The organism is Sphingomonas sp. SP4, assembly GCF_058313375.1.
The window spans coordinates 212,693-236,824 of the sequence record NZ_JBZFLE010000002.1 but is presented as its reverse complement, the minus strand read 5'-3'; the positions used below and the strand labels follow the sequence as shown (position 1 = coordinate 236,824).

31 protein-coding genes and 1 pseudogene are annotated in these 24,132 nt (G+C 62.5%); 27 read left to right on the top strand and 5 right to left on the bottom strand.

The window, feature by feature from the left end:
• Window positions 1–117 precede the first annotated feature (117 nt).
• The 24 genes and pseudogenes from rpsJ (at window position 118) to AC4GYV_RS10370 (ending at window position 12,891) form a co-directional block, all read left to right on the top strand.
• Window positions 118–429, top strand: a complete 312-nt coding sequence (rpsJ, locus tag AC4GYV_RS10485) for a 30S ribosomal protein S10 (RefSeq protein ID WP_028969184.1) — start codon at window positions 118–120, stop codon at window positions 427–429.
• 179 nt (window positions 430–608) lie between these two features.
• Entirely contained in the window at window positions 609–1,499 is an 891-nt protein-coding gene (gene rplC, locus AC4GYV_RS10480) for a 50S ribosomal protein L3 (RefSeq protein WP_491100653.1), read from the top strand.
• 3 nt (window positions 1,500–1,502) lie between these two features.
• The gene (rplD, locus tag AC4GYV_RS10475) at window positions 1,503–2,129 is read left to right on the top strand and encodes a 50S ribosomal protein L4 (RefSeq protein WP_491100652.1); all 627 of its coding nucleotides are present in this window, start codon (window positions 1,503–1,505) and stop codon (window positions 2,127–2,129) included.
• On the top strand, window positions 2,122–2,445 hold the full coding sequence (locus AC4GYV_RS10470; RefSeq protein ID WP_491100651.1) for a 50S ribosomal protein L23: 324 nt from the start codon (window positions 2,122–2,124) through the stop codon (window positions 2,443–2,445). Before rplD ends, AC4GYV_RS10470 begins: the two co-directional genes overlap by 8 nt.
• Window positions 2,445–3,281, top strand: coding sequence for a 50S ribosomal protein L2 (gene rplB / locus AC4GYV_RS10465; protein ID WP_491100650.1), 837 nt, complete (start codon window positions 2,445–2,447; stop codon window positions 3,279–3,281). The genes AC4GYV_RS10470 and rplB overlap by 1 nt, the downstream gene beginning before the upstream one ends.
• Before the next feature lie 3 nt (window positions 3,282–3,284).
• Window positions 3,285–3,560: a 30S ribosomal protein S19 gene (gene rpsS, locus AC4GYV_RS10460; RefSeq protein ID WP_491100649.1), complete on the top strand. Its 276-nt coding sequence runs from the start codon at window positions 3,285–3,287 to the stop codon at window positions 3,558–3,560.
• Complete coding sequence (gene rplV / locus AC4GYV_RS10455) at window positions 3,560–3,937, top strand: 50S ribosomal protein L22 (RefSeq protein WP_491100648.1); 378 nt, start codon at window positions 3,560–3,562, stop codon at window positions 3,935–3,937. The genes rpsS and rplV overlap by 1 nt, the downstream gene beginning before the upstream one ends.
• Window positions 3,937–4,650, top strand: coding sequence for a 30S ribosomal protein S3 (gene rpsC / locus AC4GYV_RS10450; protein ID WP_491100647.1), 714 nt, complete (start codon window positions 3,937–3,939; stop codon window positions 4,648–4,650). Before rplV ends, rpsC begins: the two co-directional genes overlap by 1 nt.
• Before the next feature lie 19 nt (window positions 4,651–4,669).
• Entirely contained in the window at window positions 4,670–5,104 is a 435-nt protein-coding gene (gene rplP / locus AC4GYV_RS10445; RefSeq protein ID WP_187537824.1) for a 50S ribosomal protein L16, read from the top strand.
• A 1-nt stretch (window position 5,105) separates the two neighbouring features.
• Window positions 5,106–5,330, top strand: coding sequence for a 50S ribosomal protein L29 (rpmC, locus tag AC4GYV_RS10440; RefSeq protein ID WP_491100646.1), 225 nt, complete (start codon window positions 5,106–5,108; stop codon window positions 5,328–5,330).
• A 13-nt stretch (window positions 5,331–5,343) separates the two neighbouring features.
• A pseudogene (gene rpsQ, locus AC4GYV_RS10435) lies at window positions 5,344–5,589 on the top strand (30S ribosomal protein S17); the annotation flags it as partial.
• A gap of 170 nt (window positions 5,590–5,759) precedes the next feature.
• The gene (gene rplN / locus AC4GYV_RS10430) at window positions 5,760–6,128 is read left to right on the top strand and encodes a 50S ribosomal protein L14 (protein WP_028969193.1); all 369 of its coding nucleotides are present in this window, start codon (window positions 5,760–5,762) and stop codon (window positions 6,126–6,128) included.
• Window position 6,129: 1 nt separating this feature from the next.
• Window positions 6,130–6,450, top strand: a complete 321-nt coding sequence (gene rplX, locus AC4GYV_RS10425; RefSeq protein ID WP_491100645.1) for a 50S ribosomal protein L24 — start codon at window positions 6,130–6,132, stop codon at window positions 6,448–6,450.
• On the top strand, window positions 6,443–7,021 hold the full coding sequence (gene rplE / locus AC4GYV_RS10420) for a 50S ribosomal protein L5 (protein ID WP_491100644.1): 579 nt from the start codon (window positions 6,443–6,445) through the stop codon (window positions 7,019–7,021). Before rplX ends, rplE begins: the two co-directional genes overlap by 8 nt.
• 33 nt (window positions 7,022–7,054) lie before the next feature.
• Window positions 7,055–7,360: a 30S ribosomal protein S14 gene (gene rpsN / locus AC4GYV_RS10415; RefSeq protein ID WP_491100643.1), complete on the top strand. Its 306-nt coding sequence runs from the start codon at window positions 7,055–7,057 to the stop codon at window positions 7,358–7,360.
• A gap of 13 nt (window positions 7,361–7,373) precedes the next feature.
• Window positions 7,374–7,769: a 30S ribosomal protein S8 gene (rpsH, locus tag AC4GYV_RS10410; RefSeq protein WP_491100642.1), complete on the top strand. Its 396-nt coding sequence runs from the start codon at window positions 7,374–7,376 to the stop codon at window positions 7,767–7,769.
• Window positions 7,769–8,305: a 50S ribosomal protein L6 gene (rplF, locus tag AC4GYV_RS10405; protein ID WP_491100641.1), complete on the top strand. Its 537-nt coding sequence runs from the start codon at window positions 7,769–7,771 to the stop codon at window positions 8,303–8,305. The genes rpsH and rplF overlap by 1 nt, the downstream gene beginning before the upstream one ends.
• A 3-nt stretch (window positions 8,306–8,308) precedes the next feature.
• On the top strand, window positions 8,309–8,662 hold the full coding sequence (gene rplR / locus AC4GYV_RS10400; RefSeq protein WP_491100640.1) for a 50S ribosomal protein L18: 354 nt from the start codon (window positions 8,309–8,311) through the stop codon (window positions 8,660–8,662).
• The gene (gene rpsE / locus AC4GYV_RS10395) at window positions 8,663–9,427 is read left to right on the top strand and encodes a 30S ribosomal protein S5 (protein WP_491100639.1); all 765 of its coding nucleotides are present in this window, start codon (window positions 8,663–8,665) and stop codon (window positions 9,425–9,427) included. It abuts the gene before it with no gap.
• 5 nt (window positions 9,428–9,432) lie between these two features.
• On the top strand, window positions 9,433–9,615 hold the full coding sequence (gene rpmD / locus AC4GYV_RS10390; RefSeq protein WP_491100638.1) for a 50S ribosomal protein L30: 183 nt from the start codon (window positions 9,433–9,435) through the stop codon (window positions 9,613–9,615).
• Window positions 9,616–9,671: 56 nt separating this feature from the next.
• Window positions 9,672–10,196 (top strand): 50S ribosomal protein L15, encoded by a 525-nt coding sequence (gene rplO / locus AC4GYV_RS10385; RefSeq protein ID WP_491101586.1) that lies wholly within the window; start codon window positions 9,672–9,674, stop codon window positions 10,194–10,196.
• A gap of 98 nt (window positions 10,197–10,294) precedes the next feature.
• The gene (gene secY, locus AC4GYV_RS10380; RefSeq protein WP_491100637.1) at window positions 10,295–11,662 is read left to right on the top strand and encodes a preprotein translocase subunit SecY; all 1,368 of its coding nucleotides are present in this window, start codon (window positions 10,295–10,297) and stop codon (window positions 11,660–11,662) included.
• Window positions 11,663–11,697: 35 nt separating this feature from the next.
• The gene (locus AC4GYV_RS10375; RefSeq protein WP_491100636.1) at window positions 11,698–12,348 is read left to right on the top strand and encodes an adenylate kinase; all 651 of its coding nucleotides are present in this window, start codon (window positions 11,698–11,700) and stop codon (window positions 12,346–12,348) included.
• Between the two features lie 30 nt (window positions 12,349–12,378).
• Window positions 12,379–12,891 carry an SRPBCC family protein gene (locus tag AC4GYV_RS10370; protein ID WP_491100635.1) on the top strand — a complete coding sequence of 171 codons (513 nt, stop codon included), beginning with the start codon at window positions 12,379–12,381 and terminating at the stop codon, window positions 12,889–12,891.
• Here the strand turns inward: AC4GYV_RS10370 and AC4GYV_RS10365 are convergent.
• Window positions 12,888–13,379, bottom strand: coding sequence for a dihydrofolate reductase (locus AC4GYV_RS10365; RefSeq protein WP_491100634.1), 492 nt, complete (start codon window positions 13,377–13,379; stop codon window positions 12,888–12,890). The genes AC4GYV_RS10370 and AC4GYV_RS10365 overlap by 4 nt on opposite strands.
• Window positions 13,380–13,433: 54 nt before the next feature.
• Here AC4GYV_RS10365 and AC4GYV_RS10360 point away from each other — a divergent pair, with 54 nt between their 5' ends.
• Together AC4GYV_RS10360 and AC4GYV_RS10355 are read left to right on the top strand one after the other, a co-directional pair.
• Window positions 13,434–14,852: an FAD-binding oxidoreductase gene (locus AC4GYV_RS10360; RefSeq protein WP_491100633.1), complete on the top strand. Its 1,419-nt coding sequence runs from the start codon at window positions 13,434–13,436 to the stop codon at window positions 14,850–14,852.
• Window positions 14,853–14,988: 136 nt separating this feature from the next.
• Window positions 14,989–17,571: a glycoside hydrolase family 3 C-terminal domain-containing protein gene (locus tag AC4GYV_RS10355; RefSeq protein ID WP_491100632.1), complete on the top strand. Its 2,583-nt coding sequence runs from the start codon at window positions 14,989–14,991 to the stop codon at window positions 17,569–17,571.
• 3 nt (window positions 17,572–17,574) lie between these two features.
• Here the strand turns inward: AC4GYV_RS10355 and AC4GYV_RS10350 are convergent, their stop codons facing one another.
• The 4 genes from AC4GYV_RS10350 to araD1 form a co-directional block, all read right to left on the bottom strand.
• Window positions 17,575–18,459 carry an alpha/beta hydrolase gene (locus AC4GYV_RS10350; protein WP_491101585.1) on the bottom strand — a complete coding sequence of 295 codons (885 nt, stop codon included), beginning with the start codon at window positions 18,457–18,459 and terminating at the stop codon, window positions 17,575–17,577.
• A 99-nt stretch (window positions 18,460–18,558) separates the two neighbouring features.
• Window positions 18,559–20,355, bottom strand: a complete 1,797-nt coding sequence (locus AC4GYV_RS10345; protein WP_491100631.1) for an IlvD/Edd family dehydratase — start codon at window positions 20,353–20,355, stop codon at window positions 18,559–18,561.
• Window positions 20,356–20,358: 3 nt separating this feature from the next.
• A complete protein-coding gene (locus AC4GYV_RS10340; RefSeq protein WP_491100630.1) occupies window positions 20,359–21,465 on the bottom strand; it encodes an aldose epimerase family protein in 1,107 nt (368 codons plus the stop codon).
• A gap of 56 nt (window positions 21,466–21,521) precedes the next feature.
• Entirely contained in the window at window positions 21,522–22,508 is a 987-nt protein-coding gene (araD1, locus tag AC4GYV_RS10335) for an AraD1 family protein (protein WP_491100629.1), read from the bottom strand.
• A gap of 251 nt (window positions 22,509–22,759) precedes the next feature.
• On the opposite strand from araD1, the gene AC4GYV_RS10330 reads away from it, so the two are divergent.
• A complete protein-coding gene (locus AC4GYV_RS10330; protein WP_491100628.1) occupies window positions 22,760–24,085 on the top strand; it encodes a sugar MFS transporter in 1,326 nt (441 codons plus the stop codon).
• Window positions 24,086–24,132: the final 47 nt, after the last annotated feature.

The window sequence follows — 24,132 nt, the reverse complement described above, 5'->3', positions numbered from 1 at the left end:
TAGGGCGACCACCGCGCGATTCTGTCTCAGGGTCGCGCGGTTCGCTTTTGAGTTTAATTTGATTGGCGAGCTTCGGCGGAAGCTGAGGCTCGTTGGCTCTTTCGCATCGGTAGGGACATGGAAACGCAGAACATCCGGATTCGTCTGAAGGCATTCGATCATCGAGTGCTTGACCAGGCCACTGGCGACATCGCCGACACGGCGCGCCGGACGGGTGCTCTCATCCGCGGCCCCATTCCCCTGCCGACGCGCATTGAGAAGTTCACCGTCAACCGTTCGCCGCACGTCGACAAGAAGTCGCGCGAGCAGTTCGAGGTGAGGACGTACAAGCGGCTGCTCGATATCGTGCAGCCCACGCCGCAGACCGTTGACGCGCTGATGAAGCTCGATCTCGCTGCCGGCGTCGACGTCGAGATCAAACTGGCTTAACCGGCCAGCTGCGGGCCAAGCGCTCGCGGAGAAGGGTGATACCGCCGGAGATTAGCTCCGGGCTGCGTCCCCGCCGCTCCTTTTTTTGGAGCATTAGCCCAGGCGGGGCACGCAAATATTTTGATGGGCTGCAAGCACGCGGGAATGGTCCCGTGTGCCTCTGTGGAGGAGTTTAGATCATGCGCACCGGCGTGATCGCGAAGAAGGTCGGAATGACCCGCCTGTTCCAGGCAGACGGTCGGCATGTGCCGGTCACCGTTCTGCAGCTGGACGAAGTGCAGGTTATCGGCCGTCGTGAAAATGATCGTGACGGCTACAGCGCCGTCCAGCTTGGCGCGGGCAAGGCCAAGGCGAAGAATGTCGCCAAGCCGCAGCGCGCCGCTTTCGGAAAGGCCGAAGTCGAGCCTAAGGCGAAGGTTGTCGAGTTCCGCGTCGCTGAAGATGCGCTGCTCGACGTTGGCGCGCTGATCAGCGCGGACCACTTCGTCGCTGGCCAGATGGTCGACGTCGCGGGCGTGACCCAGGGTAAGGGCTTTGCCGGCGCCATGAAGCGCTGGAACTTCGGCGGTCTGCGCGCCACCCACGGCGTTTCCGTCTCGCACCGTTCGCACGGTTCGACCGGTAACCGCCAGGATCCGGGCCGTGTCTTCAAGAACAAGAAGATGGCCGGTCACATGGGTGCCCGTAACCGCACGCAGCAGAACCTCGAGATCGTCCGCACGGACCCGATCCGCGGCCTGCTGTTCGTCAAGGGTTCGGTCCCCGGCCACAAGGGCGCCTGGCTGACGGTCAGCGACGCCATCAAGCTTCCGCGTCACGACAGCGCGCCGTACCCGGCGGGCCTGATCGACACGAAGGCGAAGATCGACGAATCCGAGCTGCCGGTCGCCGGCCTGGTCGATGACGCGGCGGTCCACGAAATCCCGGCGCTCCCGAGCGACGAGGAAGTGGCGGCGATCGCGGCTGAGCAGGAAGCTGGCGCGGCTGCGGACACCAACGAGACTACGGACGCTCCGGCTGGTGAGGCGACGCCTGAGGGCGAAGGCTCCGACGAGAGCAAGGAAGGCTAAGCGATGAAGGTCAAAGTACAGACCCTCGACGCCAAGGCTGGCGGCGACATCGAGCTCAACGACGAGATTTTCGCCGTCGAGCCGCGCGCTGACATCCTTCACCGCGTCGTTACCTGGCAGCTGATCAACCGCCGCGCTCCGGCACGTGCCGCGCGTGAGCGCAGCGATGTTGCCCGCACCGGCAAGAAGTTCGGTCGCCAAAAGGGCGGCGGTACAGCTCGCCACGGCGATCGCCGCGCTCCGATCTTCATCGGCGGCGGTAAGGCGCATGGCCCGCGTGCTCGCGTCTTCACTTCGAGCCTCAACAAGAAGGTTCGCGCGCTCGGCCTGAAGATGGCGCTGTCGTCGAAGGCTCGTGACGGAAGCCTGGTTGTCCTCGACAACCTGGACGTCGCCGAGGGCAAGACGAAGACGCTGCGCGAGCAGCTCGGCAAGCTGGGCTTCGGTAAGACCGCGCTGGTAATCGACGGTGACGCGCTCAACGTCGGCTTTGCCCGCGCTTCGTCGAACCTCGAGAGCATCAACCTGCTCCCGGCCATGGGCGCCAACGTCTACGACATCATGCGGCATGACACGCTGGTTCTGACCCGCGCAGCCGTCGAAAAGCTGGAGGCCCGGTTCAATGGCTAAGAAGCCGCAGAAGGCCGCCCCCGAGGCGCGCCACTACGATATCGTGCTTGCCCCGCACATCACCGAGAAGTCGACGATGCTGTCGGAGACAAACTCGGTCGTGTTCAAGGTCGCTCCGAAGGCTTCGAAGCCGGAGATCAAGGCGGCCGTCGAAGCGCTGTTTGGCGTCACCGTCGTCGGCGTGAACACCATCGTGACCAAGGGCAAGACCAAGCGTTGGAAGGGTCGCCCCTACCAGCGTTCGGACATGAAGAAGGCGATCGTTCGCCTGGCCGAAGGTCAGTCGATTGACATTACTGAAGGGGTCCGGGGCTAATGGCTCTCAAGCAATATAAGCCGACCTCTCCGGCCCGCCGCGGCCTGATCCTGGTCGACAAGTCGGCGCTCTGGAAGGGCAAGCCGGTCAAGGCGCTGACCGAAGGCAAGCGCAAGACGGGCGGCCGCAACAACAAGGGTCATGTGACCTCGCGCGGCATCGCCGGCGGTCACAAGCAGAAGTACCGCTACATCGACTTCAAGCGCCGTACCTGGGACGTCGCTGCGACGGTTGAGCGGCTTGAGTATGACCCGAACCGTTCGGCGTTCATCGCGCTCGTGACCTACGAGGGCGGCGAGCAGGCCTACATCCTCGCTCCGCAGCGTCTCGCTCCGGGCGACAAGGTCGTCGCCGGCAAGAAGGTCGACGTGAAGCCCGGCAATGCGATGGAGATCGGCCAGATGCCGGTCGGCACCATCGTCCACAATGTCGAGCTGAAGCCCGGCAAGGGGGGGCAGATCGCTCGTGCGGCAGGCACCTATGTGCAGGTCGTCGGCCGCGATCGCGGAATGGTCATCGTCAGGCTGAATTCAGGCGAGCAGCGCTATGTGCGCTCCGACTGCATGGCGACGGTGGGCGCGGTGTCGAACCCCGACAACGCGAACCAGACGCTCGCCAAGGCGGGCCGCACGCGTTGGCTGGGCAAGCGCCCGCTGACCCGCGGTGTTGCAAAGAACCCGGTCGACCACCCGCACGGCGGTGGTGAAGGCCGGACCTCGGGCGGCCGTCATCCGGTCACTCCCTGGGGTAAGCCGACCAAGGGTGCTCGCACCCGTCACAACAAGGCAACGGACAAGTTCATCATCCGTAGCCGTCACGCGAAGAAGAAGGGTTAATCCATGGCCCGTTCCGTTTGGAAAGGTCCGTTCGTCGAGCTGTCGCTCCTGAAGAAGGCGGAAGCCGCTCAGGAGAAGGGTGGCCGTGCGCCGATCAAGACCTGGTCGCGCCGTTCGACGATCCTGCCGCAGTTCGTCGGCCTGACCTTCAATGTCTACAACGGCCGCAAGTTCGTGCCGGTGTCGGTCAACGAGGAAATGGTCGGAATGAAGCTCGGCGAGTTCGCGCCGACCCGCTTCTTCCCCGGCCACGCCGCTGACAAGAAGGGCAAGCGCTAATGAGCAAGCCAGTTGCACCCCGCAAGGTGGGCGACAAGGAAGCGCTCGCGGTCGGCAATGCCATCCGCGGCTCTGCCCGCAAGCTCAACCTCGTGGCTCAGATGATCCGCGGCAAGAAGGTCGAGCAGGCCCTCAACATCCTGAAGTTCAGCCCGAAGGGCATGAGCGAGGATGTGTACAAGGTCCTCGCCTCCGCGGTCGCCAATGCCGAGAACAACCACAACCTCGATGTCGACGCTCTCGTCGTCTCCGAGGCGAGTGTCGGCAAGTCGATCTCGATGAAGCGCTTCGCGACCCGTGCGCGTGGCCGTTCGTCGCGCATCGTCAAGCCGTTCAGCCGCATCCGCGTCGTCGTGCGCGAGCAGGAAGAAGCGTAATGGGTCAGAAATCGTCTCCTGTCGGGCTTCGCCTGCAGATCAACCGTACCTGGGACAGCCGCTGGTTCGCGGAAGGTCAGGATTACGGTCGTCTTCTGCTCGAAGACCTTAAGATCCGCCGTTACATCGTCGAGAAGCTGCCGCAGGCCGCCATCTCGAAGGTGGTGATCGAACGTCCCGCCAAGATCTGCCGCATCAGCATCTATGCGGCTCGTCCGGGCGTCATCATCGGCAAGAAGGGCGCGGATATCGAAAAGCTGAAGCGTGAGCTTCAGAAGATGACAGGCTCGGAAGTCAGCCTGAACATCGTCGAGATCCGCAAGCCAGAGATCGACGCCAAGCTCGTCGCGCAGGGTGTTGCCGACCAGCTCGAGCGCCGTATCGCGTTCCGTCGTGCCATGAAGCGCGCGGTCCAGTCAGCTCTTCGTCTCGGCGCCGAAGGCATTCGTATCACCTGCTCGGGACGTCTCGGCGGCGCGGAAATCGCGCGCACCGAATGGTACCGTGAAGGGCGCGTTCCGCTGCACACGCTGCGCGGTAACGTCGATTACGCCGAGGCCGAAGCGCACACCGCTTACGGCGTGTGCGGCGTGAAGGTCTGGGTCTTCAAGGGCGAGATCCTCGGCCACGACCCGCTCGCTCAGGACCGGCTGATGATGGAGGCTCAGACCTCCGGCGTCCGTCCGGCTCGCGAAGAGCGCGGCAACCGGTAAGCGCGAAGGAAAGTAAGACATGCTGCAACCCAAGCGCACCAAGTTCCGTAAGGCTTTCAAAGGCCGCATCCATGGCAACGCCAAGGGTGGGACCGAGCTTAACTTCGGCGCCTTCGGCCTCAAGGCCATGGAACCGGAGCGGATCACGGCTCGCCAGATCGAGGCGGCTCGCCGCGCGATCACGCGTCACATCAAGCGTTCCGGACGTCTCTGGATCCGCATTTTCCCGGACGTTCCGGTTTCGTCGAAGCCGGCCGAAGTCCGCATGGGTTCGGGTAAGGGCTCGCCGGAGTTCTGGGTCGCCCGCGTGAAGCCGGGCCGGATCCTGTTCGAGCTCGATGGCGTCCCTGGCTACCTCGCCAAGACCGCTTTCGAGCGTGCGGCCGAGAAGCTGCCGATCAAGACCAAGGTTGTTGCCCGCCTGGGTGAGACCCTGGCCGGAGAGGAAAAGTAAGATGGCTCGCAAGGACGACCTGAACGTCAAGACCGACGATCAGCTGCAGACGGAGCTGACGGAGCTGAAGCGTGAGCAGTTCAACCTGCGCTTCCAGTCGGCGACCAACCAGCTTGAGAAGCCGTCGCGTGTTCGCGAGGTGCGCCGCACCATCGCGCGCATCAAGACGCTTCAGAATCAGCGCGCCCGCAAGACCGAAGCCGCCAACGCTTCGGCGCAGGGTTGAGGAGAGAATAGGAATGCCAAAGCGCGTCCTCACCGGCACCGTGGTGTCCGACAAGGGTGACAAGACTGTGGTGGTCCGCGTCGAGCGGCGGGTGAAGCACCCGTTGTACGGCAAGATCATCAAGTTGTCGAAGAAGTACCATGCTCACGATGCGGCCAATGAGTTCCACATCGGCGAGGTCGTTCGCATCGAAGAGTGCGCCCCGATCTCGAAGCTGAAGACGTGGACCGTCGTCGATCGCATCGGCGTGGCGAAGGCCCAGAAGGCCGACATCGCCGACGTGGAAGCCGTCACTCCGCAGGCCGAGCCTTCGCAGCCGGCTGAAGAGAAGGCCGAGAAGCCCGCCAAGAAGTCGACGAAGAAGGCCAAGGCCGAAGACGTCGCTGAAGCGGACGCCTGAGTAGTTATTGAGAGGGTAAGGGTCGAACCATGATCCAGATGCAGTCCAACCTGGACGTTGCGGACAACAGCGGCGCGAAGCGCGTTCAGTGCATCAAGGTGCTGGGCGGCTCTAAGCGCCGCACTGCCGGCGTCGGCGACATCATCGTCGTCAGCGTCAAGGAAGCCGCTCCGCGCGGCCGCGTGAAGAAGGGCGACGTTCACCGTGCGGTGATCGTTCGTACCGCCAAGGACATCCGCCGTCCCGACGGTTCGGTGATCCGCTTCGATTCGAACGCGGCGGTGCTGGTCAACAAGAACGAGGAGCCGATCGGCACCCGTATCTTTGGCCCGGTCGTCCGTGAGCTTCGTGCGCGCAAGCACATGAAGATCATCAGCCTTGCGCCGGAGGTGCTGTAACATGGCCGCTGCGAAGATCCGCAAGGGCGACACGGTCGTCGTCCTGTCCGGCAAGGACAAGGGCAAGACGGGTGAAGTCATCCGTTCGATCCCGAAAGAGAACAAGGTCGTCGTGTCGGGCATCAACGTCCACGCGCGTCACCGCAAGCCGTCGCAGGTCAACCCGCAGGGCGGGATCGAGCGCAAGGAAGCGCCGCTTCACGTTTCGAACGTGGCGGTTGCCGATCCGAAGAGCGGCAAGGCGACCCGCGTCCGCTTCGAGGAGCGCGACGGCAAGAAGGTCCGCGTCGCGGCCAAGTCTGGAGAGCTGATCCATGGCTGACGAAAAGTACATCCCGCGCCTCAAGCGCGATTATGACGAGCGCATCGTTCCGGCGATGATCGAGAAGTTCGGTTACAAGAACAAGCTCGAAGTCCCGAAGCTCGAGAAGATCGTCATCAACATGGGCGTCGGTGAGGCGACCCAGGACAAGAAGCGTGTCGAGACTGCTGCTGCCGAGATGCAGCAGATCTCCGGCCAGAAGCCGGTGATCACCAAGGCGAAGAAGTCGATCGCGCAGTTCAAGCTGCGTGAAGGCATGCCGATCGGTTGCAAGGTCACCTTGCGCCGCGAGCGCATGTTCGAGTTCCTCGATCGTCTCGTGACGATCGCGCTTCCGCGCGTCCGCGACTTCCGGGGCCTGAACCCCAGGTCGTTCGACGGCCGCGGCAACTACGCGATGGGACTCAAGGAGCAGATCATTTTCCCGGAGATCAACTACGATCAAATCGACAAGGTCCGGGGAATGGACGTCATCGTAACCACAACGGCGAAGACGGATGAAGAGGCGCGCGAGCTGCTGCGCCTGTTCAATTTCCCCTTCCCGCAAGAGGAGCAGCGGCAGGCCGCGTAAGCGCGCCTGCCCCTTAGGAGAAGAACTTAAGTCATGGCGAAACTGAGTTCGATCAATAAGAACGAACGGCGCAAGAAGCTCGTCGAGAAGCAGGCTGCGAAGTACGCGAAGCTGAAGGCGATCGCGAACGACGAGTCCAAGGACGAGACCGAGCGCCTCATCGCGCGTCTGAAGATGGCTGAGCTGCCGCGGAACGGAAACCCGACCCGGGTTCGCAACCGTTGCGAGCTGACCGGCCGTTCGCGGGCGTATTATCGCAAGTTCCGCCTGTCGCGGATCATGTTGCGGGAACTGGCCAACAAGGGCCTGATCCCGGGCGTCACGAAGTCGAGCTGGTAAGGGAGCCCAAGGAATGGCGATGACCGATCCTCTGGGTGATCTTCTCACCCGTATTCGTAACGGCCAGCAGGCGAAGAAGGATTCGATCCTGACGCCCGCGTCGAAGCTGCGCGCTCACGTCCTCGACGTGCTTCAGCGCGAAGGTTACATCCGCGGCTATTCGGAAGAAGAGCTTGCCGGCCAGAAGGGCCTGCGCATCGAGCTCAAGTATTTCGAGGGCCAGCCGGCGATCCAGCATCTGGCACGGGTGTCCAAGCCTGGCCGCCGTGTCTACTCGGCCGCCCGTGAGCTTCCGCGCATCCGTAACGGCCTCGGCACCGTCATCGTGTCGACCCCGCGCGGCGTGCTGTCGGACGCCGAGGCGCGCGAGCAGAATGTCGGCGGCGAAGTGCTGGCGGAGGTATTCTAATGTCCCGCATTGGTAAGAAACCGATTGCAGTTCCGGCCGGCGTCACCGCGACGGTCGAGAGCGGCGTCCTGACCGTGAAGGGTCCGAAGGGCACGCTCGCGATGCAGCTGCTCGACGATCTCGTGAAGTACGAGGTTGCTGATGGCGAGATCCGCGTGACTCCGCTCACCGACGCGCAGCGCAACCGCGCCGCCTGGGGCATGCAGCGCACCAACGTGCAGAATCTGGTCACCGGCGTGACCGAAGGCTTCACCAAGGTGCTCGAGATCAGCGGCGTCGGCTATCGTGCGCAGGCTCAGGGCAAGAACCTGCGCCTTCAGCTCGGCTACAGCCACGACGTGAACTACGCCGTTCCGGAAGGCATCGACGTCAAGACTCCCGACCAGAACACGGTCGAGATCAGTGGCATCGACAAGCAGAAGGTCGGCCAGGTCGCGGCTGAAATCCGCCGCTGGCGCAAGCCGGAGCCCTACAAGGGCAAGGGCATCAAGTATCGCGGCGAGTATATCTTCCGCAAAGAAGGCAAGAAGAAGTAAGCCATGGCTCATCTCTCTCTCTTCGATCGTCGCCGTCGCCGCGTGCGCACCGCCCTCAAGGCGCGTACGTCGGGCAAGCCGCGGCTTTCGGTCCACCGTTCGGGCCGCCACATCTATGCGCAGGTCATCGACGACGCTGCGGGCACGACGCTCGCTTCGGCTTCGAGCCTCGACAAGGATCTCAAGGGCAAGACCGGCGCCACCAAGGACAGCGCTGCGGCCGTCGGCAAGACGCTCGCAGAGCGCGCCAAGAAGGCGGGCGTTTCGACGGTCGTTTTCGATCGTGGCGGCTTCCTGTTCCATGGCCGGGTGAAGGCCCTCGCCGACGCTGCCCGCGAAGGCGGACTGGAGTTTTAAATGGCTGACGAAAACCAGACCAACGAAGTGAACACCGACCCGACCGAGGTCGCGCAGACTGCCGAAGCTACGCCGGCTCAGGCCGAAGAGCAGCAGCAACAGCCCCAGGGCCGTGGTCCGCGTGGCGGTCGTGGCCGTGGCGGTGCCGGCGGCGGGCGCGATGGCGGCCGTGGCGGCCGCGGTGGACGTCGCGACGACCGTCGTGGACGCCGTGACGAAGAGGAAGGTGGCGAGGAGCTCATCGAGAAGCTCGTTCACATCAATCGCGTCTCCAAGACCGTGAAGGGCGGTAAGCGTTTCGGTTTCGCAGCGCTCGTCGTCGTCGGCGACGGCAAGGGCCGCGCTGGCTTCGGCCACGGCAAGGCTCGCGAAGTGCCGGAGGCGATCAGCAAGGCGACAGCCGCTGCGAAGAAGGCGATGATCCGCGTTCCGCTGCGCGACGGCCGCACGCTGCACCACGATGGCCTCGGCCACTTCGGTGCGGGCCGCGTCACGGTTCGCACGGCTCCGGCCGGTACCGGCATCATCGCCGGCGGTCCGATGCGCGCGATCTTCGAGAGCCTCGGCGTTGCCGACGTCGTGACCAAGTCGGTCGGCACGTCCAACCCCTACAACATGATCCGCGCGACCTTCGAGGCGCTCAAGGACCAGACGAGCCCGCGCTCGGTGGCCCAGCGTCGCGGCAAGAAGGTTGCCGACCTGCTCGGCCGTGGTGGCGTCAGCGCTGCCGAAGCCGAGGCCCAGGCCGAAGCGGTCACGGAGTAATATCGATGGCCAAGATCAAGATCACGCAGACCGGATCGCCGATCCGCCGCGACAAGACCCAGCGCGCGACGCTCGTCGGCCTGGGCCTCAACAAGCTGCACCGCACCGTGGAAGTGGAGGGCACCCCAGAGGTGCTCGGCCAGGTCCGCAAGGTGCAGCACCTCGTCCGCGTCGAAGAAGCGGCCTAACCAAGTTTGCCCCTTGGCGGGGCATGCGCGACAAAAGCGAAAGCGAGTGCAGGAACATGAAACTCAACGAACTTCGTGACAACAAGGGCGCGCGTCAGTCGCGCGTTCGCGTCGGCCGTGGCATCGGCTCGGGCCTGGGCAAAACCGCTGGCCGTGGCCAGAAGGGCGCCAAGTCGCGCTCGGGTGTGTCAATCGCCGGCTTCGAGGGCGGCCAGATGCCGCTCCACATGCGTTTGCCGAAGCGCGGCTTCAACAACATCTTCGCGAAGGATTATGCCGAGGTGAACCTCGGTGCGATCCAGAAGATGATCGATGCCGGAAAGCTCGACGCCAAGGGCACGCTCGACCATGACGCGCTGAAGGCCGCTGGCCTGGCTCGCGGTGGCAAGGACGGCGTTCGCGTTCTCGGCAAGGGTGAGATCAAGGCCAAGCTGGCGCTCAAGGTCGCCGGCGTGTCCAAGGGCGCCCGCGAGGCGATCGAGAAGGCTGGCGGTTCGGTCGAACTGATCGAGCGCAAGAATCCGGCGGAACTCGCAGCCGCCAAGAAGGGCTCGCGCAAGGCCGCTGCTGCCAAGGCCTAACAGGGGCCTTAGACAAGCGGCTCAGAGCCACTATATCGGCGGCGGGGAGGCTTTCAGCCTAATCGCCGCCGTTTGTTTTTCCGGGGAATTCTCAGTCAATGGCATCCGCAGCCGAACAACTCGCCTCCAGCATCACGTTCGCGAATTTCCAGAAAGCGACAGAGCTCAAAAAGAGGCTGTGGTTCACGATCGGTGCACTGATCCTGTTCCGCTTGCTGTCGTTCGTCCCGGTGCCCGGCATCGATCCCCTGGCGATGCAGCAGCTCTATCAAACGCAGAGCGGCGGCATCCTCGACGTTTTCAACACTTTCTCGGGCGGTGCACTGGAGCGCTTCTCGATCGTCGCACTGGGCGTCATGCCGTACATCACGGCCTCGATCGTCATCCAGCTGGGTGCGACGCTCTACGGCCCGTGGCAGGCCCTCCGCAAGGAAGGCGAAGCCGGCCGCAAGAAGCTCAATCAATACACTCGCTACCTGACCGTCGCGATCACGCTCGTGCAGGGCTATCTCGCAGTGCGCGGCCTCGAAGCGCAGGTGGCTCGGCAAGGCATTGGAGCGGTCGTCGCGCCGGGCCTGCTGTTTGAAATTGCCGGCACGGTGAGCCTCGTTGGCGGCACTCTCTTCCTGATGTGGATCGGTGAGCAGATCACCAGCCGCGGTATCGGTAACGGCGTCTCGCTGATCATCATGGCGGGCATCGTCGCACGTCTTCCGCAGGGTGTGGCGCAGCTGCTCGAGGGCAGCCGCACGGGCTCGCTCAATCCGATCGTGGTCATCGGCATCATCGCTCTGGCTGCTGCGCTGATCCTCTTCATCTGCTTCATGGAGCGGGCACAGCGCCGGGTGCTGATCCAATATCCCAAGCGACAGACGGCGCGCGGCATGCAGCAGGAGCGTTCCCACCTGCCGATCAAGCTCAACACGGCCGGCGTCATTCCGCCGATCTTCGCCTCGTCGCTGCTGCTAATGCCGCTCACGGTGCTTCAGTGGGCGGGCAACCGCGCTCCGACCGAAGGCAGCACGAGCGACTGGCTGATCACGATCAGCACGTACTTGCAGCATGGATCGCCGCTCTACATGGCGCTCTACGGCATCGGCATCGCCTTCTTCTGCTTCTTCTACACCGCTGTGCAGTTCAACAGCGAGGAGACGGCAGAGAATTTGAAGCGGCACGGCGGCTTCATCCCGGGCATCCGTCCCGGCAAGGCCACCGAGCAATATTTCGACTATCTGCTCAACCGGATCACCGTGGTCGGCGCGGCGTATCTGGTCCTGATCTGCCTCATTCCGGAGTTCCTGTCGGCGCAGGCCGGCCTTAACTTCCGGCTTGGCGGCACCAGCCTGCTCATCGTCGTCAACGTGACGATGGACACGGTCAGCCAGATCCAAAGTCACTTGATCGCTCACCAGTATGGCGACCTCATCAAGAAGGCGAAGCTGAAGACAACGCCGCGCAGGCGGTAATCACTAGCGCAGCAGGGGGAAGAGCTTCGCTCATGATGAATATCATTCTCTTGGGCCCGCCGGGGGCGGGTAAGGGCACTCAAGCCGCCCGCCTGCAGGCGAACCGCGGTATGATCCAGCTGTCGACCGGCGACATGCTACGCGAGGCTGTCGCTGCCGGAACGCCGGTCGGGCTGAAGGCCAAGGAGGTCATGGCCCGCGGCGAGCTTGTCAGCGACGCGATCGTCAGTGCGCTGATCGGGGAGCGCCTCGACGCATCCGCCGATAGCGGCGCCATTTTCGACGGCTTCCCGCGCACCAAGCACCAAGCTGCCGCTCTCGAGATCCTGCTCGCGGAGCGTGGGCGGAAGCTCGATCATGTGATTGAGTTGGTCGTCGATGAGAACGAGCTGGTGAAGCGCATCACTGGCCGCTTCACCTGCGCCAAGTGCGGCACCGGCTATCACGATACATTTCGTCCGACGAAGTTAGAGGGCGTCTGCGACGTCTGCGGATCGACCGAGTTCAAGCGCCGTCCGGACGATAATGAAGAGACCGTGCGCACGCGCATGGCCGAGTATCGAGCCAAGACCGAGCCGATCCTTCCTTATTATGAGGCCAAAGGCCTGGTCCGCCGTGTCGACGGCATGGCGTCCGTCGATGAGGTGGCCGCACAGATCGACGCGATTCTGGACGGAACGGCTTAGTCTCGGCATCCTCTGCGCGCGGAGGAGCCAATGAAACATGTCGCCGCTCTAGCGCTGTTGCTCGTGAGCGCCCCGGTCGGGGCCGAAGTCGTCAGCGCTTCTTCGAATGGCTTAGAAGTCCGTCACATCATTGACGTGCCTGTGCCGCCGGACGCCGCTTATGCCGCCTTCGGGAAGGTCGGTAGCTGGTGGAGCGGCGAGCACACCTACAGCGGCAACGCGACCAATCTCAGTCTCACGCTCGAGCCGGGCGGCTGCTGGTGTGAGCGGCTGCCGAACGGCGGCGGTGTCCGTCACATGGAGGTCGTCTTAGTCGAACCGGGCAAGCACGTAATGCTGAGCGGAGGTCTCGGCCCATTGCTCAGTTTGGCGACGACAGGCGTGCTGGACGTGCAGGTCAAGCCGACGGCCAAGGGCTCGCAAGTCACCTTCGACTACCGCGCCGCGGGTTTCTTCAATGGTGGAGCGGACAAGATCGCGCCGGCCGTGGACGGTGTGATCGGGGAGCAAGTCAAACGATACGCGGCGTCGGTATCGCGCTAGGCTCGCTCCAGCGTCACAAACCGGAAGGGCGGGCTTCCATCCTGCGCTTCGTGGCTTTCTCTCCAGATTTCCGTCCATTGCGCGGAATGACGGGGGTCCGGCATGCAGGTGTCCCCCGGCACGTCTTCCAGGACCTCCGTCAGCTCCAGTCGATCGGCTAGAGGCAGGAACAGTGCGAAGATATCGGCGCCCCCGATGACCGATACTGGACTGCCATCTGCGAGCTGGAGCGCATCTCCTACCCCGTGCGCCTTCTCGGCTCCCATCGCGAACCAGTTCTGATCCCGCGTCAGCACAATGTGGCGACGGCCGGGTAAAACGCCGGGAAGGCTATCAAAGGTTCTTCGACCCATCACCATCACGCTGCCCATGGTCAGAGCCTTGAAGCGCTTGAGGTCGGCAGAGAGGTGCCAGGGCAGCTTGCCGCCGCGGCCGATCACCCCGTTCTGGGCGCGAGCAACGACGAGGGTTACAGGAGAGCGGTCCATGGCTGCCGTTTGCCCCTGTCGCACACTCCTGCCAAGCGCGCTATTGCGCGCTCCATGAAGGATGCCGAGGCGCAATTCATTTCAAAAGCCAGGGAAAGGCTTGGTTCGAAGGGGGTGATTACCGACCCTGCGGACATCGAGCCCTGGGTCAGCGACTGGCGCGGGCGGGTCCACGGCGCCACGCCGGCGATCATTGCTCCAGCTTCGACAGATGAGGTTGCAGCCGTCGTAAAGCTCGCGGCCGAACATCGCGTTCCTTTGGTCCCGCAGGGCGGAAACACCGGAATGAGCGCGGGAGCTACGCCTCCAGCCGACGGGAGCGCGATCCTGCTGTCGATGCGCCGGATGAACCGCATTCGGTCGGTCAGCCCCGAGGACCGCCTCGCGCTGGCCGAGGCAGGCGTGGTGCTGGAGACGCTGCACGCCGCCGCCCACGATGCAGGCATGCGCTTCCCACTGACATTAGGGGCGCGGGGAAGCTGCACCATCGGCGGTCTGACGTCGACCAACGCCGGCGGAACGCAGGTCCTGAAATTCGGGACGATGCGCTCGCTGGTCGCGGGCGTTGAGGCGGTCCTTCCGGACGGGAGCGTCCACAACGGCCTTTCCGGGTTGAAGAAGGACAATCGTGGATACAGCATCGATCAGCTGCTGATCGGTGCTGAGGGCACGCTTGGTGTCGTCACTGCAGTTGCTCTTCGGCTTGTGCCCGCAGTCGCGGCGCGCGCCGTTGCCTGGGCCGGCGTCGATAGTCCAAGCCAAGCGCTCGACCTGCTTCGCTTCCTTGAAGGCCGAACCGGCAGCATTGAGGGCTTCGAACTGGTCCCTCAGGACTCGCTCAAGCTGGTGCTGAAGCACATTCCAGGCACTCGTCAGCCGCTCGACGGCGACCATGCGTGGCATGTGCTAATCGAGGCCACGACGCCCGATGCCGATATCGACGTTGCTGCGAACTTGGAACGGCTACTCGGTACCGCGATGGAGCAGAGCCTGATCGGCGACGCCGCTCTCGCTTCAAGCGAAGCTCAAGCCGAAGCATTCTGGAAGATCCGCGACAGCATCTCCGAAGCCGAGCGAAGCGAAGGGCAGACCCTCGCCCACGACATTTCTGTTGCGGTCGCCGACATGCCGCGGTTCCTGATCAAAGCATCCAGGGAGGTCGAGCGTGCATTTCCCGGTGTCGTGGCGAGCGGGTTCGGCCACCTCGGGGACGGGAATATTCACTTCCACGTGCGCGCTGCCGGTCACGCTGCACCTAATTGGTACGAAGCGGAGGGCGCGGAGATCACGCGCTTTGTCGACGACCTTGTCACCGCCGCTGGCGGATCGATCTCTGCCGAGCACGGTATCGGTCAGCTGAAACGCGCGGAATTCGCGCGCCTCGCAGAGCCCGGCCGCGTTCACGCTCTGAGAGCGATCAAGCAGGCGCTGGACCCCCTCGGAATCATGAATCCCGGCAAGCTGGTGCCTTAAGAGTTTAGGACGTCACAGACTCCTCTCTTTCACCTCAACGTTGCCAATAACAATCGATTTTGCCAGAGCATTAACTCAGACAATTGGGGGCGAGCTAGTGATCGGCGTGAGCTCTATCGGACTTTGGCTACTCACCATGAGTGCAACTGCGGATGGGGCCGCACCAGGAAACCCTGCCGAGCCATCCTATTTGAATCCGAAGTTGTCGGCGGAGGCTCGGGCGGCGGACCTCGTCCACCGCATGACAGCAGAGGAAAAGGCGTCGCAGCTTGTCAATCATTCGCGAGCCATTCCGCGCCTCGGAGTACCCGCTTATGACTGGTGGAGCGAAGCGCTTCATGGCGTCGCGGTCAAAGGAACGACAGCCTTCCCCGAACCGATCGGCCTCGCCGCGACCTTCGATACGCCCGGCATTCGCCAGATGGCGGAATACATCGCCGTAGAGGGCCGGATCAAACACGCGCAAGCCATGCGCAAGGGTCATTCGACCACCTTCGAAGGCCTCGATTTCTGGGCGCCCAACATCAACATCTTCCGCGATCCGCGGTGGGGACGAGGGCAGGAAACTTATGGCGAGGACCCGTTCCTGACCGGCCGCATGGCTGTGGCCTATGTCACCGGCATGCAGGGAACGGATCCAAATTACTACCGCGCGATCTCTACGCCCAAACACTACGCAGTCCACAGCGGGCCGGAGCCGACCCGTCACATCGCAGACGTCGATGTGAGCAAGCACGATATGTTAGATACCTACTTACCGGCTTTTCGCGCCGCGGTGGTGGAAGGTCGCGCCGGCTCGGTGATGTGCGCGTACAACTCGATCAATGGCGAACCGGCCTGCGCCAGCCAGTTTCTGCTGCAGCACACGTTGCGCGGGGCGTGGAAATTTGGCGGCTACGTCGTTTCCGATTGTGGTGCGGTTCACGACATCTACGAGGGCCATCGCTTCCGCACGAGCCAACCGGAAGCGACGGCGGTCTCTCTGACGCGCGGCATGGACAATGAGTGCATCACCTTCGGCGAGGTGAAAGGGCGTGACGATTATCAGCCTTATGTCGACGCCATGCGCAAAGGGTATCTGCCGCAAACCTCGGTAGACACCGCGCTGACCCGCCTGTTCACCGCCCGGATGCGGCTTGGGATGTTCGACCCGCCGGGAGTAGATCCATACGGCCGAATTCCCGAAAGCGAACTGGATAGCCCTGCACACGGACAGCTCGCGCTCAAGCTCGCCGAGGAATCGATAGTGCTCCTCAAGAACGATGGCGTACTGCCGCTCAAGGGCGCGAAGCGCATCGCAGTGGTCGGTCCCCTGGCCGAACAGACTGACGTGCTGCTCGGCAATTATCACGGCATGCCGACTAAGGTCGTGTCGGTCATGGAGGGAATGAGGGCCGCGTTCCCGGGCGCCAAAATCACCTACGTCCCCGGTACGCAGTTCCTATCTAACACGGGTAAGCCGCTTCCGCTGAGTGCGCTTACCACGGCGACGGGTCAGCCCGGATTGGAGGCGGAATACCGTCCAGGACAGGACCCGAAGAACGCACCCGTGGTCTCGAGGGTCGAACGGGGTGCGACGATCGACGCCGCTTCGCTGCCTGCTTCGCTTCGCGGCAAGGAGTTCAACGTCCGCTGGACGGGTCTGATCCGGGCGCCGGCCACGGGTGATTACCGGCTGGGGGTTGAGGCAAACGGGACCGCGCGCCTTACCATCGGCGATCGGATGATTGCGCAAACCTACGGCGGAACGAGCCTCGGCAGAGTCCGCTTGGAGAAAGGTGAGCCGGTCAAGCTCTCCGTCACCTATGAGCATCGCGGCGACGAGTCTCCATCGATCAGATCGATATGGGCGCCGGTCGACGACAGTCCGGATCTCGCGGCTATCAAAGCGGCCGAACAGGCTGACGTGGTCGTCGCCGTCGTGGGCATCACCAGCGCGCTCGAGGGTGAGGAGATGCCTGTCAGTGAGCCTGGATTCCAAGGCGGCGACCGGACCAGCCTAGACATTCCCGCACCTGAACAAGCGCTTCTGAAGGCGGTCGCGTCCAGTGGAAAGCCGCTGGTCGTCGTATTGATGAGCGGAAGCGCTCTAGCTGCTCGGTGGGAAAAGGAACACGCCAACGCGGTTCTTCAAGCCTGGTATTCGGGTGAAGAAGGCGGACGAGCAATCGCAAACACGCTGAGCGGTGCGAACAACCCGGGAGGACGCCTGCCGGTTACCTTCTACGAGGACGTGAATCAGCTTCCGAATTTCGAGGATTACTCGATGAAGGAGCGGACCTACCGGTACTTCACAGGCAAGCCGCTTTGGCCCTTCGGCTACGGCCTGAGCTACACCAGCTTCAAATATGACAATCTCACACTACCGCAGGCACCGATCCGTGCCGGGCAGCCACTGAAGGTGACCGCCACAGTCGCCAACAGCGGCAAGCTCGCCGGAGACGAGGTGGTGCAACTTTACCTGACATTCCCCAACCTGCCGGGCGCACCGATCCGAGCGCTCCGCGGCTTCCGCCGAGTTCATCTTGAGCCGGGATCCAGCGAAACCGTCACCTTCGACCTTCAGTCGCGCGACCTCAGCATGGTTACGTCTGAAGGCGACATCATCGTTCCAGCGGGGACCTACAACCTATCCATCGGCGGGGGGCAGCCAGGATCGGGGTTGCCGCTCGTAAGCGGAGACTTCTCGGTCTCCGGCCAGCTAAAACTGCCCGAGTAGGATTCAACGCGCGGGCGTAAGATACCCGTGCATGCCGATCCAGCGCACGAAGGCGTCGAACCATCCGGTGCTTGTCGTCGTCTTCGGATACATCCCGAAGCCGTGTCCGCCCTGCTCATAGAGGTGGAATTCGACTGGGCGCTTGGCGGTCATCCAGCTCTGGATCAGACCCGTTCCGCTGCCGCCGAAAATCGGGTCGTCCGCGGCGAGCGCCACGAACATCGGCGGCGCATCAGGCGGCACGGCCACTGGCTGAAGCGGGCCATAGATGAGGCCAATGAAAGCCGGCTTGGCCTCCGGTACGTGAAGCGCCGTTTGCAGCGTCAGCATTGCGCCTGCCGAAAAGCCAACCATTCCGACCCGGTTCGGGTCGACATGCCACTCGTTCGCGCGCTTCCGAACGAGCGCAAATGCAGCCCGCGAGTCCGCAAGCTGTGGCGCGAGCTCGGTCACCGGATCGTTCGACGAAGGAGGCCGCCGACCGGCTCCGGCGAACATCGCCGCCATCGCCTTTCCAAATGCGTCCAACGTCGCCGGTGTTTGAACGAGGCGATATTTGAGGACAAACGCTGCCACGCCCTTTGCGGCGAGTGCACGCGCTACATCCGAGCCTTCGTTTTCCATCGAGAGTGAGCGGAAGCCTCCGCCAGGCGCGACGATAACTGCCGTGCCGGTCGCCTTTGCTGGGTCAGGCAGAAACGGCGTCAGAGTTGCAACAGTGACGTTCCGTGCAAACGCCTTTTCGTACTGCCGATACCAGCTTTCGGTGACGGTGCCGCCAGGGAGCGGCCCGGTGCCCAACGCGATTGCGTCCTGCTGGGCCGGCGTCGGCAGTGGCGTCATGCGAGCATCTTGAGCTTGTGCCGCTGTCGACCACGCGATGGCGATGGCAACGCCGGCGCTTAATCTGCCAAGCTGCCTTCCCACGACAATTGCTAAGCGCTTGCTTGCGAAATGAAGACCCACAATCAATCTCCCCCTTCGACTTCAGTGATTGTGCCGAGGCACTCCGTAAGTTTGAGCGACCTTTTGGAATTTGTCGGCGCCTTCGAGGATCGCGCCGCTCTCAAGCTGGCCCGTGAGCGCCCGCTGAATTGACTGCCAGGGCGTCTGCGAGGGGGGATACTGGTACCCGCCATTGGCCTCGAGTTCGCCGCGGCGAGCACTAAGCTCATCGTCGTCAATCAGAACGTCGCAGGTGCCGCGGCCAAGATCCACACGGACTCGATCGCCGGTTCGCAACAAGGCCAACCCGCCCATGGCCGCAGCCTCAGGCGAAGCGTTGAGAATCGAAGCCGATCCGCTGGTTCCCGACTGACGCCCGTCGCCGATGCAGGGAAGCGCATGTACGTTCTCGGCAATGAGATATGCCGGCGCGCGCATGTTCACGACTTCAGCCGCTCCCGGATAACCGATCGGGCCGGCGCCGCGCATGATCAACAGAGTCTGCGGGGTGATGTTCAGCGCGGGATCGTCAATCCGCGCGTGATAATCTTCCGGTCCATCGAACACGACCGCGGGCCCTTCGAACGCATCGGGATCGTCCGGGTTCGAAAGATAGCGCTGCCGAAACTCATCGCTGATCACGCTGATCTTCATGATTGCGCTGTCGAACAAGTTGCCGCGCAGCACGATGAACCCTCCCTGTGCCTTGAGCGGGCGGGCGAAGGGTCGAATGACCTCTTCGTTCTCGATCTCCGAACCCCGGCAATTGTCGCCGATCGTGCGCCCCGTCACCGTGAGTGCTTCTTCCCGGATCAATCCTTGGTTGATCAGTTGCGAAATGACGGCCGGCACGCCGCCGGCACGGTAGTAATCCTCGCCGAGATATTCTCCCGCTGGCTGGAGATTAACGAGGAGCGGAACGTCGAGGCCATATTCCTGCCAATCGTCGATCCTGAGATCGACCCCAATGTGGCGCGCGATCGCCGCTATGTGGATCGGCGCGTTGGTCGACCCGCCGATCGCTGAGTTGACGACGATGGCGTTCAGGAACGCTTCGCGAGTGAGGATGTCCGAGGGTTTGAGGTCTTCACGGACCATCTCGACGATGCGCTTGCCCGTTTCGTAAGCGTTCTGCTGACGCTCACGATAGGGGGCGGGGATTGCTGCCGAACCGGTCAGCGACATGCCAAGCGCTTCGGTAAGCGAATTCATGGTCGTCGCCGTGCCCATCGTGTTGCAATATCCGGTCGAAGGCGCGGACGATGCGACCAGGCGGATGAAACGTTGCGCATCGATCTTGCCCGCGGCGAGAAGCTCTCGGGCCTTCCACACAATCGAACCGGAGCCCGTGCGCTGCCCATTGTGCCACCCGTTGAGCATCGGGCCTACGGAGAGGGCGATCGCCGGGATGTTCACTGTCGCTGCAGCCATCAGGCAGGCAGGGGTTGTTTTGTCGCAGCCGATCGTCAGGACCACACCGTCCAGCGGATAACCGAAAAGCACTTCGACAAGGCCCAGGTAGGCAAGGTTGCGGTCCAGTCCCGCCGTCGGCCGTTTGCCCGTCTCCTGAATTGGATGGACTGGAAACTCGAAAGGAATGCCGCCTGCGTCGCGGATACCGTCGCGAACGCGCTCCGCCAGGACGAGATGATGCCGGTTACAGGGAGCGAGGTCGCTGCCCGTTTGAGCAATCCCGATAATCGGCCTGCCGGAACGCAGCTCCTCCGCAGTGATGCCGAAGTTGAGATAGCGCTCCAGATAGAGCGCGGTCATGTCCACGTTATCGGGATTGTCGAACCAGTTGGCCGACCGAAGTTTGGGAGGCGGCGAGTCAGTCATCGCTCAGTTTCGCGCGGTCGGGCCGACCGATAGGCGGTAGATCATCCGGTGGTGATAGGGCTTACCTGGATCGACCTGTGCGGATCCGAATGCCGGCTGGTTGGGCGTGTCAGGAAACAATTGAGGCTCGAGCGCCAAACCGTCTCCCATCCGGTACAAATGTCCGTTCTTGCCGGTCAAAGTACCGTCGAGGAAATTGCCGGTATAAACCTGCAGTCCGGGCTGGTCCGACAGCACTTCGAGTACCCGTCCCGAGCGAGGATCCTCGAGCTTTGCGACAAGCTTGGGCTCTGCGGTCTTCCCTGCATCCAGGACGTAATTGTGATCGATGCCGCGGCCAATCACGATCTGCGGATCGCGGCCGTCGCGAACCACATCATCGAGAATGCGGCCACTTGTCAGGTCAAAGGGAGTTCCGGCGACTGGACGCAACTCTCCAGTCGGAATCAAGGAGGCATTCACGGGCGTGTAGCGACGCGCCGGGATCGTGAGTCGGTGGGTCAAAACTCCACCGGGAGCACCTTCACCTGCGAGATTGAACAGCGCGTGATTGGTCAAATTGACGATTGTCGGCGCGTCGGTGGTCGCGACATAGTCGATTGCCAGTGAGCCATGGTCGTCGAGCGTATAAGTCGTCGATACGGTCAGCGTGCCCGGATAGCCCTGATCACCTGCGGCACTGACAAGCCGGAGCACCACTTTGGCGACACCATTGGCCTGGCCGACGTCGATGATCTGCCACACCCGCTTGTCGAAGCCGACGCTGCCGCCATGAAGGGAATTCGTCTTGTCGTTCTGGGTGAGTTGGTACGTCTTCCCGTCGAGCGTGAAACGGCCGCCAGCGATCCGGTTGGCGTATCGGCCGATCGTCTGACCCCAATAGTTCGGATGTTCGACGTAGGTGCGAGCTTGATCGTAGCCGAGCGTGACGTCCGCAATTCGGCCTGCGCGATCCGGCCCATTCAATGATTGCAGGGCCGCCCCAAGTGTCATGATGCGCGCGCTGACTCCGTTCGCCCCGCTGAGTACGACTGACTCAATGGGTGTGCCGTCCGGCAGCGATCCGAAGGGCTCACGCCGAGCCGTCGCCGCGTTAACGGATCCGCTCATCGCGACAGCGCTTGCAAAGGTGACAATTAGCGCACTCCAATTCATGCCCTCTCCCCTCAAAGCATTCTGACGCGCGGTGGTTGCGTGTGTGATGAGATAAGCTGGTTCCGCAGAGGCAATTCGAACGGGCCCGCCTCGATCTCGAATTCGTCGCCGTGCTCCGTTCGAAAGCCGTCGCTGAACGACAGCGTGGCGGTACCGAAAAAATGGACATGGATGTCGCCGGGCACGCAGAATTGCGGATATTTGAAATGATGCCATTCGAGATTGGCGATGCTGTGGCTCATGTTCGCCTCGCCGGAGAAAAAGGAACTCTCCCAAGCGACGGCACCATTTCTCCAAATTCGGGTCTTGCCCTCAACTTGATCCGGCAGCGGTCCGGCCAGCAGCTCAGGACCGAGCGACGCTTGGCGAAGCTTCGAATGTGCTAGCCACAAATAATTGTGACGTTCGGTGACGTGATCGCTGAACTCATTTGCCAGGCAGAAACCGATCCGGTGCGGAGTGCCGTCAGGGCCGATGAGGTAAATGCCGGCCAACTCGGCTTCCTCGCCGCCGTCTCCCGCGAAGTCGGGCAGAGCGAGCGCCTCACCTGATCCCACGATCTGTGAGCCGTTTCCTTTGTAGAACCATTCAGGCTGGCAGCCGGCCTCTCCCTCAGGAGGCTTCCCCCCTTCAACGCCCTCGATGAATATTCGCATCGAGTCCGTCTGCTTGTCGGCTGCGACGCTATGCATCTGATCGCGAGCCTCTGCGGAGCCAAGATGCGTCAGCCCCGTTCCGGACATCATCAGATGGGCAGGATCCGGATGATCGATTGGCGTAAGCAGGCGGCCGGCAGCAAGCTCGGTTGCGGGGTCGATCTCGGCACCCAGTCCCAGCCGGGAAATTGCATCGGCGATGCTGGAATTCGTATCGATCGCGTGCTGCGCCAGCTCTCGGATCGACTGGACCTCATTGAGAATGCGCGTTGATCCATGGTCGCTGACCAAGACCGACCGCTTTCCATCTTCCCCACGATGCTGCAACAAACGCAGCGTCATGGCTAAACCAACGACCGGTTTGCAGTTCCAACAATCGGCCGTGATGAACTCTGCATGGTGACAGCAATAGTCAGACTTATTCGTTGCGCAAACACATTTGCTCGAAGTTATGATCGCGCTGTCCGGAGCTTGGACAAACCGATTGGTCACGCGGCCATGATCGTAACGCATCCGAGGTCGATGGACCGCGCTTGCGCGTCATAATACTCAGACTATTGTGTGTGCGGTTTTTTGCGTGGGGAGGGGAGCGCATGAGCGAAGTTACGGTCGAGCGGCAATCGGGGCGATCTGCCGTCCCGAGCTACGGACCAGCGCTGGCGTTGTTGGCGACCCTCTTCTTCATGTGGGGTTTCATCACCGTCATCAACAACACGCTGCTCCCGCATCTGCGGAGCGTGTTTGAGCTCAACTACACGCAAACCACACTGATCGAATCAACCTGGTTCATTGGTTATCTGGTCGCTTCGATCCCGGCCGCGAAACTGATCGAGCGGGTCGGGTACCACAAGGCATTGGTTGTGGGCCTGATTATCATGACGATCGGGTCGCTCGGGATGATCCCGGCGGCGAGGCTGCCGTCCTATGAAGTGACACTGGCTGCGCTGTTCGTGGTGTCGTGTGGAATTGCGATCCTGCAGGTCGCGGCGAACCCTTATGTCGCAGTGATCGGTCCCCCCGAAACGTCAGAGTCCAGGCTAACCCTTGTGCAGGCGTTTAATACCACGGGCGACCTTCTCGCGGTCGCGTACGGACAGCATCTGATCCTCGCGCGGACCGTCGCAGGAACGACCATGGAAAGCACGAAGCTGAGCCAAGCCCAAAGGATGGCCGACGCCCAGGCGACGCAGCTTCCCTACCTTATCGTAGCGGCCGTTTTGGCAATTCTCGCGATAATCATCTGGCGCGCCCGCTTGCCTGAGCTCGGCACCGCTACTCGTCGAGTGAATGCCGAGGCGCGCAAGCATCTGTCGCTATGGCGCCACCGCAACCTCGTGCTCGGAGTGGTCGCGATTTTCGTCTACCTGATCGCGGAAATCGGCGTCGGTAACCTGTTCATCAGCTTCGCGTCCCAGCCGGACATCGGCAATGTCACACACGAGCAAGCAGCGAACTATCTGATGTTCGTGTGGGGCGGGATGGCCATAGGCCGTTTCCTTGGCGCGTTTGTGATGCGTGCCATTGCGCCGGAAAAGGTCCTTGCGGCCTTCTCTATCGGCGCGTTCGTCGTGATGATGATCGCGATCCTGGCGCATGGTCCGACGGCGATGTACGGACTCATGGCGGTCGGTTTCTTCCACTCGATCATGTTCCCGACCATTTTCGCTTTGGCTATCCGCGGGCTTGGCCCCCTCACCGAGGAAGGCTCGGGATGGCTGATCTGGGCAATTGCCGGTGGAGCGCTTGTGATCGTGCAAGGCAAGCTCGCCGACCAGTTTGGAATTCAGCGATCTTTCTTTCTCACCGCCGCTTGTGAGCTTTTCGTGTTTTACTACGCACTGTGGGGCTCGCGTCCCACGAACGTGCTCGGTGCCGAGCGAGCCTCCGCTAGTTTGGATACCGTCGGCGTCTCCAACTAAATCCATTTTTGGCCGAGTTCTTTGAGGGGAGTAACGTTGGTTCCAAA

Coding starts and splice junctions, on each gene's coding strand:
- rpsS (WP_491100649.1), top strand. CDS start 3,285: ATGGCCCGTTCCGTTTGGAAAGGTCCGTTCGTCGAGCTGTCGCTCCTG.
- AC4GYV_RS10330 (WP_491100628.1), top strand. CDS start 22,760: ATGAGCGAAGTTACGGTCGAGCGGCAATCGGGGCGATCTGCCGTCCCG.
- rplV (WP_491100648.1), top strand. CDS start 3,560: ATGAGCAAGCCAGTTGCACCCCGCAAGGTGGGCGACAAGGAAGCGCTC.
- AC4GYV_RS10340 (WP_491100630.1), bottom strand. CDS start 21,465: ATGAGCGGATCCGTTAACGCGGCGACGGCTCGGCGTGAGCCCTTCGGA.
- rplB (WP_491100650.1), top strand. CDS start 2,445: ATGGCTCTCAAGCAATATAAGCCGACCTCTCCGGCCCGCCGCGGCCTG.
- rplR (WP_491100640.1), top strand. CDS start 8,309: ATGGCTCATCTCTCTCTCTTCGATCGTCGCCGTCGCCGCGTGCGCACC.
- rplP (WP_187537824.1), top strand. CDS start 4,670: ATGCTGCAACCCAAGCGCACCAAGTTCCGTAAGGCTTTCAAAGGCCGC.
- rplX (WP_491100645.1), top strand. CDS start 6,130: ATGGCCGCTGCGAAGATCCGCAAGGGCGACACGGTCGTCGTCCTGTCC.
- rpmC (WP_491100646.1), top strand. CDS start 5,106: ATGGCTCGCAAGGACGACCTGAACGTCAAGACCGACGATCAGCTGCAG.
- AC4GYV_RS10355 (WP_491100632.1), top strand. CDS start 14,989: ATGAGTGCAACTGCGGATGGGGCCGCACCAGGAAACCCTGCCGAGCCA.
- rpmD (WP_491100638.1), top strand. CDS start 9,433: ATGGCCAAGATCAAGATCACGCAGACCGGATCGCCGATCCGCCGCGAC.
- AC4GYV_RS10360 (WP_491100633.1), top strand. CDS start 13,434: ATGAAGGATGCCGAGGCGCAATTCATTTCAAAAGCCAGGGAAAGGCTT.
- AC4GYV_RS10365 (WP_491100634.1), bottom strand. CDS start 13,379: ATGGACCGCTCTCCTGTAACCCTCGTCGTTGCTCGCGCCCAGAACGGG.
- rplF (WP_491100641.1), top strand. CDS start 7,769: ATGTCCCGCATTGGTAAGAAACCGATTGCAGTTCCGGCCGGCGTCACC.
- AC4GYV_RS10375 (WP_491100636.1), top strand. CDS start 11,698: ATGAATATCATTCTCTTGGGCCCGCCGGGGGCGGGTAAGGGCACTCAA.
- rpsH (WP_491100642.1), top strand. CDS start 7,374: ATGGCGATGACCGATCCTCTGGGTGATCTTCTCACCCGTATTCGTAAC.
- secY (WP_491100637.1), top strand. CDS start 10,295: ATGGCATCCGCAGCCGAACAACTCGCCTCCAGCATCACGTTCGCGAAT.
- araD1 (WP_491100629.1), bottom strand. CDS start 22,508: ATGACGCTGCGTTTGTTGCAGCATCGTGGGGAAGATGGAAAGCGGTCG.
- rplD (WP_491100652.1), top strand. CDS start 1,503: ATGAAGGTCAAAGTACAGACCCTCGACGCCAAGGCTGGCGGCGACATC.
- rplE (WP_491100644.1), top strand. CDS start 6,443: ATGGCTGACGAAAAGTACATCCCGCGCCTCAAGCGCGATTATGACGAG.
- rpsJ (WP_028969184.1), top strand. CDS start 118: ATGGAAACGCAGAACATCCGGATTCGTCTGAAGGCATTCGATCATCGA.
- rpsN (WP_491100643.1), top strand. CDS start 7,055: ATGGCGAAACTGAGTTCGATCAATAAGAACGAACGGCGCAAGAAGCTC.
- rplC (WP_491100653.1), top strand. CDS start 609: ATGCGCACCGGCGTGATCGCGAAGAAGGTCGGAATGACCCGCCTGTTC.
- rpsC (WP_491100647.1), top strand. CDS start 3,937: ATGGGTCAGAAATCGTCTCCTGTCGGGCTTCGCCTGCAGATCAACCGT.
- rplN (WP_028969193.1), top strand. CDS start 5,760: ATGATCCAGATGCAGTCCAACCTGGACGTTGCGGACAACAGCGGCGCG.
- AC4GYV_RS10470 (WP_491100651.1), top strand. CDS start 2,122: ATGGCTAAGAAGCCGCAGAAGGCCGCCCCCGAGGCGCGCCACTACGAT.
- AC4GYV_RS10370 (WP_491100635.1), top strand. CDS start 12,379: ATGAAACATGTCGCCGCTCTAGCGCTGTTGCTCGTGAGCGCCCCGGTC.
- rpsE (WP_491100639.1), top strand. CDS start 8,663: ATGGCTGACGAAAACCAGACCAACGAAGTGAACACCGACCCGACCGAG.
- AC4GYV_RS10345 (WP_491100631.1), bottom strand. CDS start 20,355: ATGACTGACTCGCCGCCTCCCAAACTTCGGTCGGCCAACTGGTTCGAC.
- rplO (WP_491101586.1), top strand. CDS start 9,672: ATGAAACTCAACGAACTTCGTGACAACAAGGGCGCGCGTCAGTCGCGC.